The 14,059-nt window shown below is 68.0% G+C and carries 15 protein-coding genes; 10 read left to right on the top strand and 5 right to left on the bottom strand.

Going from position 1 to position 14,059, the window contains the following annotated elements; genetic code table 11:
• Positions 1–41 precede the first annotated feature (41 nt).
• Positions 42–1,157, top strand: coding sequence for a VIT1/CCC1 transporter family protein (locus AC5Y4C_RS04240; protein WP_499961983.1), 1,116 nt, complete (start codon positions 42–44; stop codon positions 1,155–1,157).
• Here the strand turns inward: AC5Y4C_RS04240 and AC5Y4C_RS04235 are convergent.
• The gene (locus AC5Y4C_RS04235) at positions 1,114–3,177 is read right to left on the bottom strand and encodes an MMPL family transporter (RefSeq protein WP_499961985.1); all 2,064 of its coding nucleotides are present in this window, start codon (positions 3,175–3,177) and stop codon (positions 1,114–1,116) included. The two genes, AC5Y4C_RS04240 and AC5Y4C_RS04235, sit on opposite strands and share 44 nt — an antisense overlap.
• A 56-nt stretch (positions 3,178–3,233) precedes the next feature.
• Here AC5Y4C_RS04235 and AC5Y4C_RS04230 point away from each other — a divergent pair, with 56 nt between their 5' ends.
• Positions 3,234–3,722, top strand: a complete 489-nt coding sequence (locus tag AC5Y4C_RS04230) for a MarR family winged helix-turn-helix transcriptional regulator (RefSeq protein WP_499961986.1) — start codon at positions 3,234–3,236, stop codon at positions 3,720–3,722.
• On the opposite strand, the gene AC5Y4C_RS04225 is transcribed toward AC5Y4C_RS04230, so the two are convergent.
• Positions 3,719–5,317: a Na+/H+ antiporter gene (locus tag AC5Y4C_RS04225; protein WP_499961988.1), complete on the bottom strand. Its 1,599-nt coding sequence runs from the start codon at positions 5,315–5,317 to the stop codon at positions 3,719–3,721. The genes AC5Y4C_RS04230 and AC5Y4C_RS04225 overlap by 4 nt on opposite strands.
• Positions 5,318–5,336: 19 nt before the next feature.
• Between AC5Y4C_RS04225 and AC5Y4C_RS04220 the strand changes: the two genes are divergently transcribed.
• From AC5Y4C_RS04220 to AC5Y4C_RS04200, 5 genes are all read left to right on the top strand, one after another.
• On the top strand, positions 5,337–5,630 hold the full coding sequence (locus AC5Y4C_RS04220; protein WP_499961989.1) for a UBP-type zinc finger domain-containing protein: 294 nt from the start codon (positions 5,337–5,339) through the stop codon (positions 5,628–5,630).
• Positions 5,631–5,684: 54 nt separating this feature from the next.
• On the top strand, positions 5,685–6,872 hold the full coding sequence (purT, locus tag AC5Y4C_RS04215) for a formate-dependent phosphoribosylglycinamide formyltransferase (protein WP_499962066.1): 1,188 nt from the start codon (positions 5,685–5,687) through the stop codon (positions 6,870–6,872).
• A 122-nt stretch (positions 6,873–6,994) separates the two neighbouring features.
• The gene (locus tag AC5Y4C_RS04210; RefSeq protein WP_499905439.1) at positions 6,995–7,408 is read left to right on the top strand and encodes a rhodanese-like domain-containing protein; all 414 of its coding nucleotides are present in this window, start codon (positions 6,995–6,997) and stop codon (positions 7,406–7,408) included.
• Positions 7,405–8,604: an O-succinylhomoserine sulfhydrylase gene (locus AC5Y4C_RS04205; protein ID WP_499905441.1), complete on the top strand. Its 1,200-nt coding sequence runs from the start codon at positions 7,405–7,407 to the stop codon at positions 8,602–8,604. The genes AC5Y4C_RS04210 and AC5Y4C_RS04205 overlap by 4 nt, the downstream gene beginning before the upstream one ends.
• 99 nt (positions 8,605–8,703) lie before the next feature.
• Complete coding sequence (locus AC5Y4C_RS04200; protein WP_499949966.1) at positions 8,704–9,252, top strand: hypothetical protein; 549 nt, start codon at positions 8,704–8,706, stop codon at positions 9,250–9,252.
• Here AC5Y4C_RS04200 and AC5Y4C_RS04195 read toward each other — a convergent pair.
• The gene (locus AC5Y4C_RS04195) at positions 9,249–10,100 is read right to left on the bottom strand and encodes an SDR family oxidoreductase (protein WP_499961991.1); all 852 of its coding nucleotides are present in this window, start codon (positions 10,098–10,100) and stop codon (positions 9,249–9,251) included. The two genes, AC5Y4C_RS04200 and AC5Y4C_RS04195, sit on opposite strands and share 4 nt — an antisense overlap.
• A 61-nt stretch (positions 10,101–10,161) precedes the next feature.
• Here AC5Y4C_RS04195 and AC5Y4C_RS04190 point away from each other — a divergent pair, with 61 nt between their 5' ends.
• Positions 10,162–10,656, top strand: coding sequence for a GNAT family N-acetyltransferase (locus tag AC5Y4C_RS04190; RefSeq protein WP_499949956.1), 495 nt, complete (start codon positions 10,162–10,164; stop codon positions 10,654–10,656).
• A gap of 9 nt (positions 10,657–10,665) precedes the next feature.
• Positions 10,666–11,439 carry an enoyl-CoA hydratase/isomerase family protein gene (locus tag AC5Y4C_RS04185; protein WP_499949952.1) on the top strand — a complete coding sequence of 258 codons (774 nt, stop codon included), beginning with the start codon at positions 10,666–10,668 and terminating at the stop codon, positions 11,437–11,439.
• 3 nt (positions 11,440–11,442) lie between these two features.
• Here the strand turns inward: AC5Y4C_RS04185 and AC5Y4C_RS04180 are convergent, their stop codons facing one another.
• Both AC5Y4C_RS04180 and AC5Y4C_RS04175 read right to left on the bottom strand, forming a co-directional pair.
• The gene (locus AC5Y4C_RS04180; protein ID WP_499961993.1) at positions 11,443–12,285 is read right to left on the bottom strand and encodes a class I SAM-dependent methyltransferase; all 843 of its coding nucleotides are present in this window, start codon (positions 12,283–12,285) and stop codon (positions 11,443–11,445) included.
• Positions 12,282–13,013 (bottom strand): MBL fold metallo-hydrolase, encoded by a 732-nt coding sequence (locus AC5Y4C_RS04175; protein WP_499913522.1) that lies wholly within the window; start codon positions 13,011–13,013, stop codon positions 12,282–12,284. Before AC5Y4C_RS04175 ends, AC5Y4C_RS04180 begins: the two co-directional genes overlap by 4 nt.
• 34 nt (positions 13,014–13,047) lie before the next feature.
• Between AC5Y4C_RS04175 and fgd the strand changes: the two genes are divergently transcribed.
• Entirely contained in the window at positions 13,048–14,058 is a 1,011-nt protein-coding gene (fgd, locus tag AC5Y4C_RS04170) for a glucose-6-phosphate dehydrogenase (coenzyme-F420) (protein WP_499961995.1), read from the top strand.
• The last annotated feature ends 1 nt before the right edge of the window (position 14,059 follow it).

Raw genomic sequence — 14,059 nt, 5'->3', positions numbered from 1 at the left:
CGTAAAACCGGCGCTGTCAGCGCTGGGACGACAATGCCCTCATGGACCCTGAGTTCGAGTCGGCCCGATCGCGACGCGATGCTGCGGGAGGCCCGACCGCGGCCGATCTGCGCCGCTGGCGGCGGCACTTGGCCAATGAGCGCGCGGAGGCAGCCGTCTATCGCGATCTGGCGCAACGGCGCAGCGGTGAGGAACGCGAGATTCTGCTGGCTCTTGCCGCCGCGGAAGCCCGCCACGAGCGGCACTGGCTCGACCTGCTCGGTGCGCAGGTCGGCAAGCCGCGCCGCCCAGATCTGCGCACGCGGATGCTCGGCTTTCTGGCGCGCCACTTCGGATCGGTTTTCGTGCTGGCCTTGGCCCAGCGTGCCGAGGGCCGGTCGGCCTACGACACCGACGTCGACGCGACCCCGACGATGGCGGCCGACGAAACCATCCACGAGGAGGTGGTGCGTGCACTGGCCAGCCGGGGCCGCGACCGGTTGTCGGGGACCTTCCGCGCGGCGGTGTTCGGCGCCAACGACGGGCTCGTCAGCAACTTGGCGCTGGTGCTGGGTGTCAGCGCAACCGGGGCGTCCGGGCACACGGTGCTAGCCACCGGACTGGCCGGGTTGCTCGCCGGAGCGCTATCGATGGGCGCCGGTGAGTACGTGTCGGTCAGTTCGCAACGCGAGCTGTTGGACGCGTCCATCCCGCACCCGCAGGCGAGCTCGGCGGTGCCGCAGCTGGATGTCGACGCCAACGAGCTCGCGCTGATCTATCGGGCGCGAGGCATGGACGCGGCACAGGCCAGTGCCCACGCCGACGAAGTCCTGCGCAGTCAGCAGCCTCACCTGGGCAGTGCGGACAGCGGCCAGAGCCACGCCGAGCGCAGTGAGGCGATCGGAACGGGTATGCGGGCGGCGGCGTCCAGCTTCTGTTTTTTCGCCTCCGGTGCGCTGATCCCGGTCCTGCCGTTTCTCGCGGGCCTGCGCGGAACCGCCGCGTTGGTGATCGCTGCCGCGCTGGTCGGACTCACCTTGTTGGCGACGGGCGCGGTGGTCGGTCTGCTGTCGGGCGGCTCGCCGCTGCGCCGCGCGGTGCGTCAGCTGCTGATCGGCTACGGCGCGGCCACCATCACCTACCTGCTGGGCTTGTTGTTCGGGACCGCGGGCGGCTAGCCGGAGCGTCTTCGGATTTGATTGCGGGCCACCAGATCGCCGAGCCGATCAACGCGAACAAGGCTGGGATGACAAGCGTGCGCACCACGAACGTGTCGAGCAGAATGCCAAGGCCGACAATGATTCCCAGCTGTGTCATCACGATCAGCGGCAGCACGCCGAGCACACAGAACACTGCTGCCAGCACGATGCCGGCGCTGGTGATCACCCCGCCCGTTGCCGAGACGGCGCGCACCATCCCCTGCCGCGTGCCGTGCTGGGTTGTCTCTTCGCGGGCGCGAGTGACCAAAAAGATCGTGTAGTCCACACCGAGTGCGACCAAGAACAGGAGCGCGAACAGCGGCGTGCTGTTGTCGAGCGCGGGAAAGCCGAACACGTGGATGCTGGCCCAGCCGCCGAGCCCGAGCGCGGCAAACGCGGACAGTACGGTGGCCGCGATCAGCACCAGTGGCGCCAGCGCCGCGCGCAGCAGCAGGTACAACACCAGCAGCACTACGCCAAGGATCGCCGGAATGACGACGAGCCGATCCCGGGCGGCAGCGTCGCGCACGTCGAGCGCTTTCGCGTCCGAGCCGCCGACCAGCGCGCTCGGGTCTGCTGAATGCACTGAATTACGAAGCGCGGCAACGGCTTTGAATGCGCCATCCGACGCTGGCGCGGCATCGACGATCACCGACCACCGGGTCAGCCCGGTCGGTGACTGGCCGGTGACCCGAGCCGACACCACGCCCGGTGTGCCGTCGATCGCCTGCTGCACCGCAGCCGTGTGATCGGTCTGGGCGACGACGATTGTCGGATCCGAGAAGCCGCCGGGGAAATGTGTTGCGAGCACGTCGAATCCGGTCACCGAGTCGGCATTGACCCGGAACTGCTGGGTCTGCGATAGCCCTATCTTGGTCCCTGCAAGACCGGTCGCCAGCACCGCCAGCACGACGATCGCAACCCCGCCTACCAACGTCGGACGCCGTGACACAGCCTCTGCGACGCGGTGCCACGGACCGGTGTCGACGGTCTCGGCGCTGCCCGGGCGCGGGACGAAGGGCCAGAACAACCGCTTGCCGAACAGTGCCAGCAGCGGCGGCAGCACCAGCAGCACGAACACCGCGGCCACCACGAGCCCGCACGCAGCCAGCGCACCCAGGCTTCGCGTGCTAGGGATGACTGCCAGGAGCAGGGTGAGCAGAGACAGGACCACAGTCGCGTTGCTCGCGGCGATCGCGGGCCCGGCTGAGCGAACCGCGGTTCGCAGCGCGCAGCGATGGTCTGCGTTGTGCCGCAGCTCTTCTCGGTACCGCGAGATCAACAGCAACGCATAGTTCGTTCCGGCGCCGAACACCAGCACGCTGGTGATGCCGGAGGTCGACCCGTCGAACGTCAACCCGGTCGCGCCGGCGACCGCGGTGCCCACCCCGCTGGCGACCCGATCGGCGAACCCGATCACAGCCAGCGGCACCAGCCACAGCACCGGCGAGCGGTAGGTGATGATCAGCAGAAGGGCCACGACCAGTGCCGTGACGACCAGCAGCGTGATGTTCGCGCCGCTGAACGAGTTCGCGATGTCGGCACCGAAGGCCGGGCCGCCGGTGACATGCGCGGTGAGAGTGTCCGGCAATCGGTCGTCGGCTAAGTGGCGCAGCGATGCGATCGCGTCGCGCAGCGCGAATCCGGACAGCGCAGGGTCCAGCGGCACCGGGGTAATAGCGGCTTTGCCGTCCTGCGACGGGATCGGCGGGGTTCCCGCGACCGAGCCGACCGCCGAAAGCTCGGCGGGACTCAGCACACCGCCGTCGGTGCGGGTCACCACGACGATCGCCGCTGCTGCGTCGCCAGCCGGGAAGTGCTCGGCGGCAGCGTCGGCGTGTGCCGATTCGCTGTTGGCGGGCAATGATTGCGGCGCCTGAGTACCGGCCGCGTTGCTGCCGACCAAGCCCATCAAGGTGCCACCGAGCAGCGCGACGGCCAGAGCGATCAGCCACGACCGACGGCCCGTGACTGCGGCTGCGAGCCTGTCCCAGAACATAGAGCGCATAATTTCAGATACTTAACAGTTAAGCAAATGAAGGTATGCTGCTGTCGATGACCAGACAGCGGCGTGCGCGCGCGGACCTCGAAGAGCAGATCTCCGCCGACGTCCGCGCGTTGTCTGCCGAATCCGATCAGATCGGCCGGCTGTTTGCGGCGCGACATGGCGTGAGCCCTAACGATTTTCGCGCGCTGCTCCACGTGATGGTGGCCGACAGCGCCGGCGAGCCGCTCACGTCCGGTGAGCTGCGCGACCGCATGGGCGTATCCGGGGCGGCGATCACCTATTTGGTCGAGCGGATGATCAGGTCCGACCACATTCGCCGGGAAGTTCACCCGGCCGACCGTCGCAAGGTGATGCTGCGGTACGCCGAACACGGAATGGCCGTCGCCCGTGCCTTTTTCGCCCCTCTGGCCGAGCACACCCGCGAGGCGATGGCAGAGCTGCCCGACGACGACCTGGCCGCTGCCCATCGCGTGTTCACCGCGCTGATCGCCGCGATGCGGGCATTCGAAGCCGAGCTCGGCGAAGACTCCACCTAGTCGCGGTTGAGCGTGGCCTCTTCCAGGTCGAGCCCGCGCAACGCCGTGCGCAGCACCTCGTCGTCGATACGGCCCGCGTCGCGCTCCTCGATGAACGTCTTGCGTTCTGCCGCAAGCATTTCCAGCCGCAGACGGCGAAACGCGGAGGCTGGCCCTTCGCCGATTTCCTCGTCGCTTCGGCCCAGCCGCTCCCAGGCAGCGTTGCGGCGCCGCTCGTTCCAGTGCTGCAGGATCTTCGCCGCATGCTCGTGGACGTCGGCGGGGCCGCGCTGGTGTTGCTCGGCGAGCAGCTCCTCGAGCCGTGCCTCGGCCGCGCGGGCGGCACGGTCTTGAGCCGCCGCCAACGTGACCGCGTCGCGCTGCGCGTCGTCGCTCTGCACGCCGAGGATCCGGATCAACCACGGCAGCGTCAGGCCGTGCAGCAGAAGCGTGCCGATCACCACGACGAACGTCAGGAACACCAGGTGCGGCCGACCCGGGAACGGCGCACCGGACACCGTCGACAGCGGCACCGCGAACGCCGCGGCCAGCGAGACCACGCCGCGCATTCCGGCCCACGCCAACACGAAGACCTGGGCCGGCGTGGGCTTCGGGTCGCCTTCTCGCTTGCCGGCGAACAGGGCTCGCGGCACGTACGTGAACAGGTACACCCACGCGATCCGCACCAGCAGCACCGTCAAGAACACCGCCACCGACGACCAGATCACCGTCGCCGCCGGCATCCCGCGCATCTCACGCACCACCCCGGGCAGCTGCAGACCGATGAGCAGGAACGCAAACGACTCCAGGATCAGCTGCAAGGCCCGCCACACCGCTTGGTCCTGAAGCCGGGTCGCATAGCTGGCGTGCGTGGAGCGCTGGCCCAGATACAACGCGGCGACGACGACGGCCAGCACCCCGGAGCTGTGAATCTCCTCGGCGACCAGGTACACGACGAACGGCGCCACCAGTCCGATGCCGCTTTCCACCAGCGGGTCGTCGAGGCGTGACCGGATGAAGTCCACCGTGATGCCGAACAGGGCGCCCACCACCACGCCACCGGCCGCAGCCAGTGCGAACGTCCCTATGCCTTGCGTCCAGCTGACCGCGGTGCCGATCGCCGCGGCCAGCGCCACCTTGTAGACGGTCAGCGCCGTCGCGTCGTTGAGCAGGCTCTCGCCGCCGAGCAGCGTCATCGTCTTGCGCGGCAGTCCCAGCCGGCGGCCCACCGCGAGCGCGGCGATCGCATCGGGCGGCGCCACGATCGCGCCGAGCGTCAACGCCGCCGCAGGCGTCAGCTCGGGCACCGTGCGGTACGCGACGAAGCCGACAGTGAACGCTGTCGCCAGCGGCAGACCGACCGCCAGCAATGCGATCGGGCGAAAGTTCTTGCGCAACGCGACATAGGAGCTCTGCAAGCCGGCCGACCACAGCAGTGGCGGCAGAATCACCGACAGCACGAAGTTGGGGTTCAGCTCGACAGAGGGTACGCCGGGAATCAAGCCGGTTACCAGTCCCGCGACCACCAGAGCCAACGGCGCGGACACGTTGTAGCGCCGAGCCACCGCCGCCAACAGCACGGCCGCGACGAGGACCAGCAACAGCGGCGTGTTCACGTCCCTATCCTTGAGCAGCATGCGGCGCCGCGCACCCGAGCCCCCCGAGACCTGCGAGCACTTGGCTGCGGCCGCGGGCGCGCGTGAGCCGCAGCCGCTGACCCCCGGCCGCTGCCAGGAGTGCTCCGAACTGGGCGAGTCCACCTGGGCGCACTTGCGGATGTGCTTGAGCTGCGGGCACGTCGGTTGCTGCGACTCCAGCCTCCACAAGCACGCCACCGCGCATTTCCGGGCCACTGGTCATCCGGTGATGCGGTCGGCCGAGCCGGGCGAGAGCTGGCGGTGGTGCTACGTGGACGTCCTGCTCGGCTGAGCGTCGATCTGGGAGGCTGACGAGGTGACCGACGAATCGCGGCCGCTGAGCCTGATGCTGCTCGGCGCCGACGAGTTGAGCCGCGAGCTGGTCACCGCGTTGCAGCGGCTCGGAGTGGTGGTGACGGCGGTCGACCGCCGGGCCGATGCGCCCGCGCATGACGCGGCCGACCGCAGCGTCGTGATCAAGTTGACTGACGCCGACGAGCTGACCGCGCTGATCGACCGTGAGCGCCCGGACTACGTCGTGACCGACGCCGTCGACGCCGACGGCACGCCGGCCGTCGCCTACGACGCGCTGCTGGCCGTCGCCGAGGCCGGCCTGACCGATGTGGTGCCCACTCCGCGCAGCACGCAGCTGTGCGGTGACCGCGAGGGCTTGCGCAGGCTGGCCGCTGACGAGCTCGGGTTACCGACCGCGCCGTTCTGGTTCGCCGGGTCGGCCGACGAGCTGGCCGCGGTCGCGCAGCACGCAGGCTTCCCGCTGGTGGTGCGGCCGGTGAGCGGCAGCCCGGGGGAGGGCGAGTCGGTGCTGCTGCGGCCGGAGGACGTGGCACCGGCATGGGACCGGGCGGCCGCGGCGGGTGGTCGAGTGGCCAACACGCGGGTGATGGCCGAAACCATGGTGGACATCGACCATGAGGTGACGCTGCTGACCGTGCGCGGCGCCGGGCGCGGCGAGGTGCAGTTCTGCGCGCCGATCGGGCACCGGCAGGTCGACGGCGGACTGCTGGAGTGCTGGCAGCCGCAGACCATGACGGCGGCGGCCAGGGACGCGGCCAAGTCCGTTGCGGCGCGGATTGTCAACGGCCTCGGCGGCCGCGGGGTGTACGGGGTGGAGCTGCTGGTGAAGGGCGACGAGGTGTACTTCGTCGACGTCAGCCCCCGGCCCACCGACACCGGGCTGGTAACACTGCGCTCGCAGCGGCTGTCGCAGTTCGAGCTGCACGCCCGCGCGATCCTGGGCCTGCCGCTGGACACGATCATGATCACGCCCGGCGCCGGGCAGGTGGTCTACGCCCACAGCCAGCTCGTCGCACCCGACGGTGACGTCGACACCGAGCGGGCGACGCAGGCGCTGACGGACGCGCTCGCCGTGCCGGAAAGCGACGTGCGGATCTTCGGGCACGCGGCGTCTCATCCACGCCGCCGCCAAGGTGTGGCGCTGGCCACCGCACCCGATGTGACCACTGCTCGCGAGCGGGTGCACCGCGTGGCCGCCGCTCTGCGGAAATTCTGGTGATGTCAGGGCGATGAGCGCTCGCGCGAAGAGCAGAACAGGGCGATGAGCGCTCGCGCGAAGAGCAGAACGGGGCGACGAGCGCTCGCGCGAAGAGCAGAAGGAGTTGTGGGAGACTTCGGAGCGTGAGCTACGCAGGTGACATCACGCCCGAAGAGGCTTGGAAACTGCTGAGCGACAACCCCGACGCGGTGCTCGTGGACTGCCGCACCGACGCCGAATGGCGGTTCGTCGGAGTTCCCGACATCTCGGATCTTGGCCGTGACGTCGTGTACGTCGAGTGGTCGAGGGTGGACGGCACACACAACGAAAAGTTCATCGACGAACTCATCCAGGCCGGTGTCGAGCCCGGTGAACGACCCGTCGTCTTCCTGTGTCGCTCGGGCAACCGGTCGATCGGCGCCGCGAAGGCTGCGACGGCAGCCGGCATCGGCCCGTCGTACAACGTGTTGGACGGGTTCGAGGGACACCTCGACGAGCACGGGCACCGCGGCGGATCAGGTTGGCGCGCAGTGGGTTTGCCCTGGAAGCAGACATGAGTATCAAAGATCCCGCCGAGCTGCCCGAGGGCGTCAGCCAGGCGACCATCGGCGTGCGCGGCGCGCTGATGCGGTCCGGCTTCGAGGAGACGGCCGAGGCCATGTACCTGACGTCGGGGTACGTGTACTCCAACGCCGCCGAAGCCGAGGAGGCGTTCGCCGGCGGCATCGATCGCTATGTGTATTCGCGGTACGGCAACCCGACCATCTCGATGTTCGAGGAGCGGCTGCGGCTGATCGAAGGCGCGCCCGCATGCTTTGCGACCGCGACGGGCATGGCTGCGGTATTCACTTCGTTGGGGGCGCTGCTGGGAGCGGGCGACCGGCTGGTGGCGGCCCGCAGCCTGTTCGGGTCGTGCTTCGTGGTGTGCGACGAGATCCTGCCGCGCTGGGGTGTGGAGACCGTGTTCGTCGACGGTGACGACCTCTCGCAGTGGGAAGAAGCGCTGTCGGTGCCCACGCAGGCGGTGTTCTTCGAGACGCCGTCGAATCCGATGCAGTCGCTGGTGGACATCGAAGCGGTGTGCCAGCTGGCGCACGCGGCGGGTGCAAAAGTGGTGCTGGACAACGTCTTTGCGACACCGTTGCTGCAGCAGGGCTTTCCGCTGGGCGTCGACGTGGTCGTCTACTCGGCGACCAAGCACATCGACGGGCAGGGCCGGGTGCTGGGCGGTGCGATCCTGGGCGACAAGGAGTACATCGACGGGCCGGTGCAAAAGCTCATGCGTCACACCGGGCCGGCGATCAGTGCGTTCAACGCGTGGCTGCTGCTCAAGGCTCTGGAGACGTTGGCGGTGCGGATGGAGTACAGCACCGCGTCGGCATTGCGGATCGCGGAGTTCCTGGAAAACCACCCGGCGGTGAGTTGGGTGCGCTACCCGTTTCTGCCCTCGCATCCGCAGTACGACCTGGCCAAGCGGCAGATGACCGGCGGCGGCACCGTCATCACCTTCGAGCTGCAAGGCGGCACCAAGGAGCGTGCGTTCGAGGTGCTGGACAGGCTGCGGCTGATCGACATCAGTAACAACCTCGGCGACGCGAAGTCGCTGATCACGCACCCGGCCACCACGACACACCGAGCGATGGGCCCCGAGGGCCGGGCGGCGATCGGCCTGGGCGACGGCGTGGTGCGCATCTCGGTCGGCCTCGAAGGCACTGACGACTTGATCGACGACCTCGACCAAGCGCTGAAGTAGCTTTGGTGCGGCCTCGCTGCCTCGGATGACCTCGCCCATGCCGGCATGATGGTCGTCGGTTCCGACAACTTCGCGGCACGCCGTCGTAGCATCTGGCACATGTCCAAGCCGAGCGCCGCGAAGAAGGCGCGTCGTAAAAGGCGGCAGAGCCGGCGTGCCGAATGGGTGGCGTTGACGTCGCTGCTGGAGGAGGTCGACGAGATCGAAGAGGACCTGCTCGACCGGGCACTGACCGTCGTCCACGCGCGCGACATCACGGACGTCGTACTGGGTGTCGGGGAGGGAATCGACGACAGCCACCCCGACGAACTGTTGGATCTGCTGGCACAGGCTGACCGCTTCGACCGCCGAATCACCCAGCGCGGCTGGACATTTGACGCTGAACATTCAATCCACGGCCTGGCGGTGTGGCACTTCGCGCCGTCGGGTTTCGAGCCCGACGACGACGACGTCGAGGCGGTCACGCGGGTGTTCTTCACCATCGACAGCGAGCTCGAGGATCACGACGACTTCCCCGACAGCGTGTCGGTGATCCTGGTCGGCGCCGACGCGAGCGGCGTCGCGCTGCGGCTTTCACCTGACCGCTTCTTCGAGAACATCGAGGCGATCGAGGCGCATCGGCCGGGGCGGCCGCGGCCGCAGCTCTAGCCGTCGTCGACCCCCAACGCGTGCTGGGCGCGGTCCTCGTAAGGTTGCCGAGCCGTCGAGTCGAATTCCAAGAACACGCGATCGTTGCCGAGCTTGCGGTTCAGCCAGCGCCGGCCTCGCGGACCGAGCATCTGCGCCAGCGCGGCAATGAACCGCAATTGCCGCGGCACCGACACCAGCGTGGTCGGCCTGTCCAGCACCTTGACCACTGCCGCGGCAATGTCTTCCGGCTGCACCGGCTTCTGCGCGGAGCTGGTGTGCGTGCCCGCGATCAACTCGGTGTTGGTGAACGTCGGAAGGATCGCGCTGACTTCTATTCCCTCCGGTGCGAATTCGTCGGCCATTGCCGTGGACAGCCCGACGACCGCGAACTTGGTACCCGCGTACACCACCTGACCCGGCACCGCTGTCATGCCGGCCATCGACGCAATGTTGACGATGTGTCCGCTGCGGCGGGCCACCATCTCCGGCAGCACCAACTGACAGCCGTTCAGCACGCCGTAGAAGTTGACCTCGATCGCCGAGCGGATCGCCTGCTCGGACTGCTGCAAGAAGGGCCCAATCGGCATCACCCCGGCGTTGTTGATCAGCACGTCGATGTGCCCGCCGCCCTCGCTGCGCGCCTTGTCGAGGAATTCCCCGAACGACTGCCGATTGGTGACGTCCAGCGGGTAGGCCGACACAGGTCCCAGCCGGTCCAGCGCCGACACCGCGGTTTCGAGCGCGTTGACGTCGCGGTCGCCGATCACCACCCGCGCGCCGCGCCGCAGCAGCGCCTGAGCGGTCGCGTGGCCGATGCCCCGTGCGGCGCCGGTGATCGCGATGGTCTTACCGCTGATGTTGTCCATGGCGCCGAACTTTACGCCTGTCAAGTTCGCGCTCGGCCGCGGCCGCGGCAGGATGGGAGGCATGACCGGGCCGGCTCTGCTGCGATTCGTCGCGGTGTCACAGGACGACCCGCTCGCTGCGCCGTTGTTGACCGAGCTGGCCGCCGAGTACGCCGAGCGCTACGGCGGCGACCACGGCCGCATCTTGAACTGGCTGCACGGCTACCCGGCCGACGAATTCGCCGCGCCGCACGGCGCAATGCTGCTCGGGCTGTTCGACGGAAAGCCGGTGACGGGCGGCGCATTCCGCCGGTTCGACGCGCAAACCGCTGAGCTGAAACGCATTTGGACCGACCGTACGTACCGGCGCCGCGGCCACGCCCGCGCACTGCTGGCCGAATTGGAGTCGCTGATCGCCCAGCGCGGCTACCGCCGGGTGTACCTGACCACCGGTGACCGCCAGCCCGAAGCCGAGGCGTTGTACCTGTCGCGCGGGTATACCCGGCTGCCCGAGCCGTTGCCCGGCGAACGCGAGGTCTATCCGGTCGCCTTCCTGAAGGTGCTGGCGCGAACCTAGGGTGCAGTCATGAGTCTGGTCACGTATGAGCTGCACGACCACATCGCCACGATCACCCTCAACCGCCCCGAGGCGCGCAACGCGATCAACGGCGCACTGCGCCAGGATCTCAACGCGGCGTGGAACAGGTTTCGCGACGAGGAGGACGCCTGGGTCGCCATCCTGACGGCAAACGGCGACGTGTTCTGCGCAGGCGGTGACTTGAAGGACGGCGAAGGCTCCGTCGGCACCTTCGCCGGCACCTTCTGGGAGAAGCCGACCATCAATTCGTTCGAGTCTGGGATGGAGCTGTTCAAGCCGACCATCGCCGCGGTGCATGGCCCGTGCATCGGCTACGGCGTGACCGGAATCCTGTTCTGCGACTTCGTCATTGCCAGCACTGAGTCAACGTTTTCGTTTCCTGAAGTGGCGCTTGGCGTTCCGACGATCGTCGGCGCGATCCGGTTGCCGCAGCGGGTGCGGTGGGCGCATGCGATGGAATTGCTGCTGACCGGGAAGCCCATGAGCGCCGAGCGGGCCTACGAGATCGGTCTGGTCTGGAAGTTGGTCGAGCCAGACGAGCTTCAGACAGAGGCTCGAGCGTGGGCCCGCACGCTCACCGAAGCCGCCCCGCTGGCGCAACGGGCGACCAAGGAGGTCGCATGGCGAAGCGCCGACATGGGCTGGATCGAAGCGGTGCGCTTCGGCGAGACCATGCGCAAAGTCGCTGCCGCAACACGAGACGCGGCCGAAGGTGTCAGTGCCTGGCGGGACAAACGCAAACCCGACTGGCGCGGTCGCTGAGAGTCAATGGACGCCGCACCCCACGAAGCTGAGGCCGGGTAGCTCGATTTGTCCTGTCTCCGTCTGGAATTGCTCGACCGCGACCTTGGCTTGCGTTTTCATCGCGGCGATCGTTTCCGCAGGCTGCATCGAAAGCAACGGCCGAACCGGGCCCGCTAGTGCGGTGAGCACCGACCACCATTCGTCGAACGACCGCACCATCCAGCGCATCGAGACCTCTCGAACGGCGATGTCGGCGAACCTCGCCGCGGCCATCAGCCGTTCCAAGTGACCGTAACCGGCCAAGCCGAATGCGTCCGGCATGCCTGGCGGCGGTGACGGTACGCCCGTGTGTGAGGTGATGACGTCGAAGAGCAGCGCCACCCACGGGTTTCGCTCAGTGGGGCCCCACACCGAGAACGCTGCGCGACCGCCCGGCACCAGCACTCGAAACGACTCTCGAAGTGCGGCAAGAGGATCCAACACCATAGTCAACCCGTCGCGGCAGAGCACCACGTCGAACGAAGCATCTGGAAAGACGATGTCTTGCATGTCGAGTTGTGCGGCCTTCACATTGGACAGCGCCCGGGCGTCGGCACGCTCGGCGGCAACCGCCGTCATCTGCGGTGTGACGTCGGACAGCACCACTTCACCACCGGGTCCTACTATTTGTGCGGCCGCCAAACCTACACCGCCGGCACCACAGGCCAGGTCGAGTACTCGCATCCCAGGTCGCACACCTGCCATCGCGAGCATGGCTTCGGTGACTGGCCTCCCGCACTCGTCTACCGCCTCGGCGTGCTGAGCCCACGCGGGTGCTGCCGAGGACCACATGTCACGCAGTGCCTCCTTGAGCGGGTCCGTCACGCCAGTGCCTGCTTGACGGCCTCGCGGATCGGCCCCCGCCACAGCGGCCCGTGCCCCGGCAGCAGCACGTCGGTGTCCAGCAGCTCGAGCGCACCCAGGCTGCGCCGGCAGCCGTCGTCGTCGTGGTTGAACACCGACGGTAGTAGCTGTGGGCCGCGCCGGCGGCTGACCGCGTGCGCGGTGACCAGCGCGTCGCCGGTGACGAGCACGCCGTCGACGACGAAGCTGCAGTGTCCGCCGGTGTGGCCGGGTGTCGGAATGGCCATCGGCTGGCCGGGCAGTGTTGCGGCGATGTCGGCGGTCAGCGCCTGCGCCGTGGGAATGCCGTCCCGCACCGTGCCGCCCTTGCGCAGTAGCCGCACCGCCCACGGCGCCCACCGGGGCCGCCAGATGTTCATCGCGACGTCCAGCGGCGAAACCTGCTCCAGGTATTCGCGCTTGGCATGGCCGACCTCGTCAGGATGGCAAAACACTTGTGTGCCATGGGTTTTGGCGAACCAGATGGCCGATCCCAGGTGGTCGACATGAGCATGGGTCAACACGATCGCGCGCACGTCGCCGGGTGTCGCACCCAACTCGGCCAGCGACGCCACCACGTCGTCGCGATCGCCGGGTAGCCCCGCGTCGAAAAGTGTCACACCGTCATCGGACGTCGCCACCGCCCAGTTCACCAGGTCGCCCTGCACGAAATGAACGTTGTCGCTGACAGAAGTGATCCCCCACGCCATGACCGTCGAGTCTAGTGAGGAGTAGAACTGACACGTGCCTGAACTGAAATTGGGATACAAGGCGTCGGCCGAACAGTTCGACCCCCGCGAACTCGTCGAACTGGCCGTGCTGGCCGAGCAGCACGGCATGGACAGCGCCACCGTCAGCGACCATTTCCAGCCGTGGCGGTTCGAGGGCGGCCACGCGCCGTTCTCGCTGGCGTGGATGGCCGCGGTCGGCGAACGCACCGAGCGCCTGGTTCTCGGCACCTCGGTGCTGACGCCGACGTTCCGCTACAACCCGGCGGTGATCGCGCAAGCGTTCGCGACCATGGGCTGCCTGTATCCCGGGCGGGTGTTCCTCGGTGTCGGCACGGGGGAAGCGCTCAACGAGATCGCGACGGGATACGAAGGCGACTGGCCGGATTTCAAGGAGCGGTTCGCGCGGCTGCGCGAGGCGGTTCGGCTCATGCGCGAACTCTGGAACGGCGACCGGGTGACATTCGACGGTGAGTACTACCGCACCAAAGGCGCGGCGATCTACGACGTGCCCGACGGCGGCGTGCCGGTGTACATCGCGGCGGGCGGTCCGGTCGTGGCGAAATACGCGGGCCGCGCCGGCGACGGGTTCATCTGCACCTCCGGCAAGGGCGAAGAGCTGTACAAGGACAAGCTGATTCCCGCGGTGCTGGACGGGGCGGCGGCCGCCGGTAAGGATCCCGACGCCATCGACAAGATGATCGAGATCAAGATCTCCTACGACACCGATCCGGAACTGGCGCTGGAGAACACGCGATTCTGGGCGCCACTGTCGCTCTCCGCCGAGCAGAAGCACAGCATCGACGATCCGATCGAAATGGAGAAGGCGGCCGACGAGTTGCCGATCGAACAGGTGGCCAAGCGGTGGATCGTCGCGTCGGACCCCGATGAGGCCGTCGATAAGGTGAAGCAGTACGTCGACTGGGGACTCAACCACCTGGTGTTCCACGCGCCCGGCCACGACCAGCGGCGGTTCCTGGAACTGTTCGAGAAGGATCTCGCTCCGCGGCTGCGCCGGCTGGGCTGAC

The sequence above is a fragment of the Mycobacterium sp. NGS35 genome (genome assembly GCF_059812855.1).
Note: the sequence above shows the minus strand (reverse complement) of the source record. Positions and strands in the feature narration are given on the sequence as shown.

What these genes read in the sequence shown, in the direction of transcription:
- AC5Y4C_RS04235 (WP_499961985.1), bottom strand. Translation starts at nt 3,177, where the DNA reads ATGTTCTGGGACAGGCTCGCAGCCGCAGTCACGGGCCGTCGGTCGTGG.
- AC5Y4C_RS04230 (WP_499961986.1), top strand. Translation starts at nt 3,234, where the DNA reads ATGACCAGACAGCGGCGTGCGCGCGCGGACCTCGAAGAGCAGATCTCC.
- AC5Y4C_RS04200 (WP_499949966.1), top strand. Translation starts at nt 8,704, where the DNA reads ATGTCCAAGCCGAGCGCCGCGAAGAAGGCGCGTCGTAAAAGGCGGCAG.
- AC5Y4C_RS04190 (WP_499949956.1), top strand. Translation starts at nt 10,162, where the DNA reads ATGACCGGGCCGGCTCTGCTGCGATTCGTCGCGGTGTCACAGGACGAC.
- AC5Y4C_RS04185 (WP_499949952.1), top strand. Translation starts at nt 10,666, where the DNA reads ATGAGTCTGGTCACGTATGAGCTGCACGACCACATCGCCACGATCACC.
- purT (WP_499962066.1), top strand. Translation starts at nt 5,685, where the DNA reads ATGCTGCTCGGCGCCGACGAGTTGAGCCGCGAGCTGGTCACCGCGTTG.
- AC5Y4C_RS04240 (WP_499961983.1), top strand. Translation starts at nt 42, where the DNA reads ATGGACCCTGAGTTCGAGTCGGCCCGATCGCGACGCGATGCTGCGGGA.
- AC5Y4C_RS04205 (WP_499905441.1), top strand. Translation starts at nt 7,405, where the DNA reads ATGAGTATCAAAGATCCCGCCGAGCTGCCCGAGGGCGTCAGCCAGGCG.
- AC5Y4C_RS04195 (WP_499961991.1), bottom strand. Translation starts at nt 10,100, where the DNA reads ATGGACAACATCAGCGGTAAGACCATCGCGATCACCGGCGCCGCACGG.
- AC5Y4C_RS04220 (WP_499961989.1), top strand. Translation starts at nt 5,337, where the DNA reads ATGCGGCGCCGCGCACCCGAGCCCCCCGAGACCTGCGAGCACTTGGCT.
- AC5Y4C_RS04175 (WP_499913522.1), bottom strand. Translation starts at nt 13,013, where the DNA reads ATGGCGTGGGGGATCACTTCTGTCAGCGACAACGTTCATTTCGTGCAG.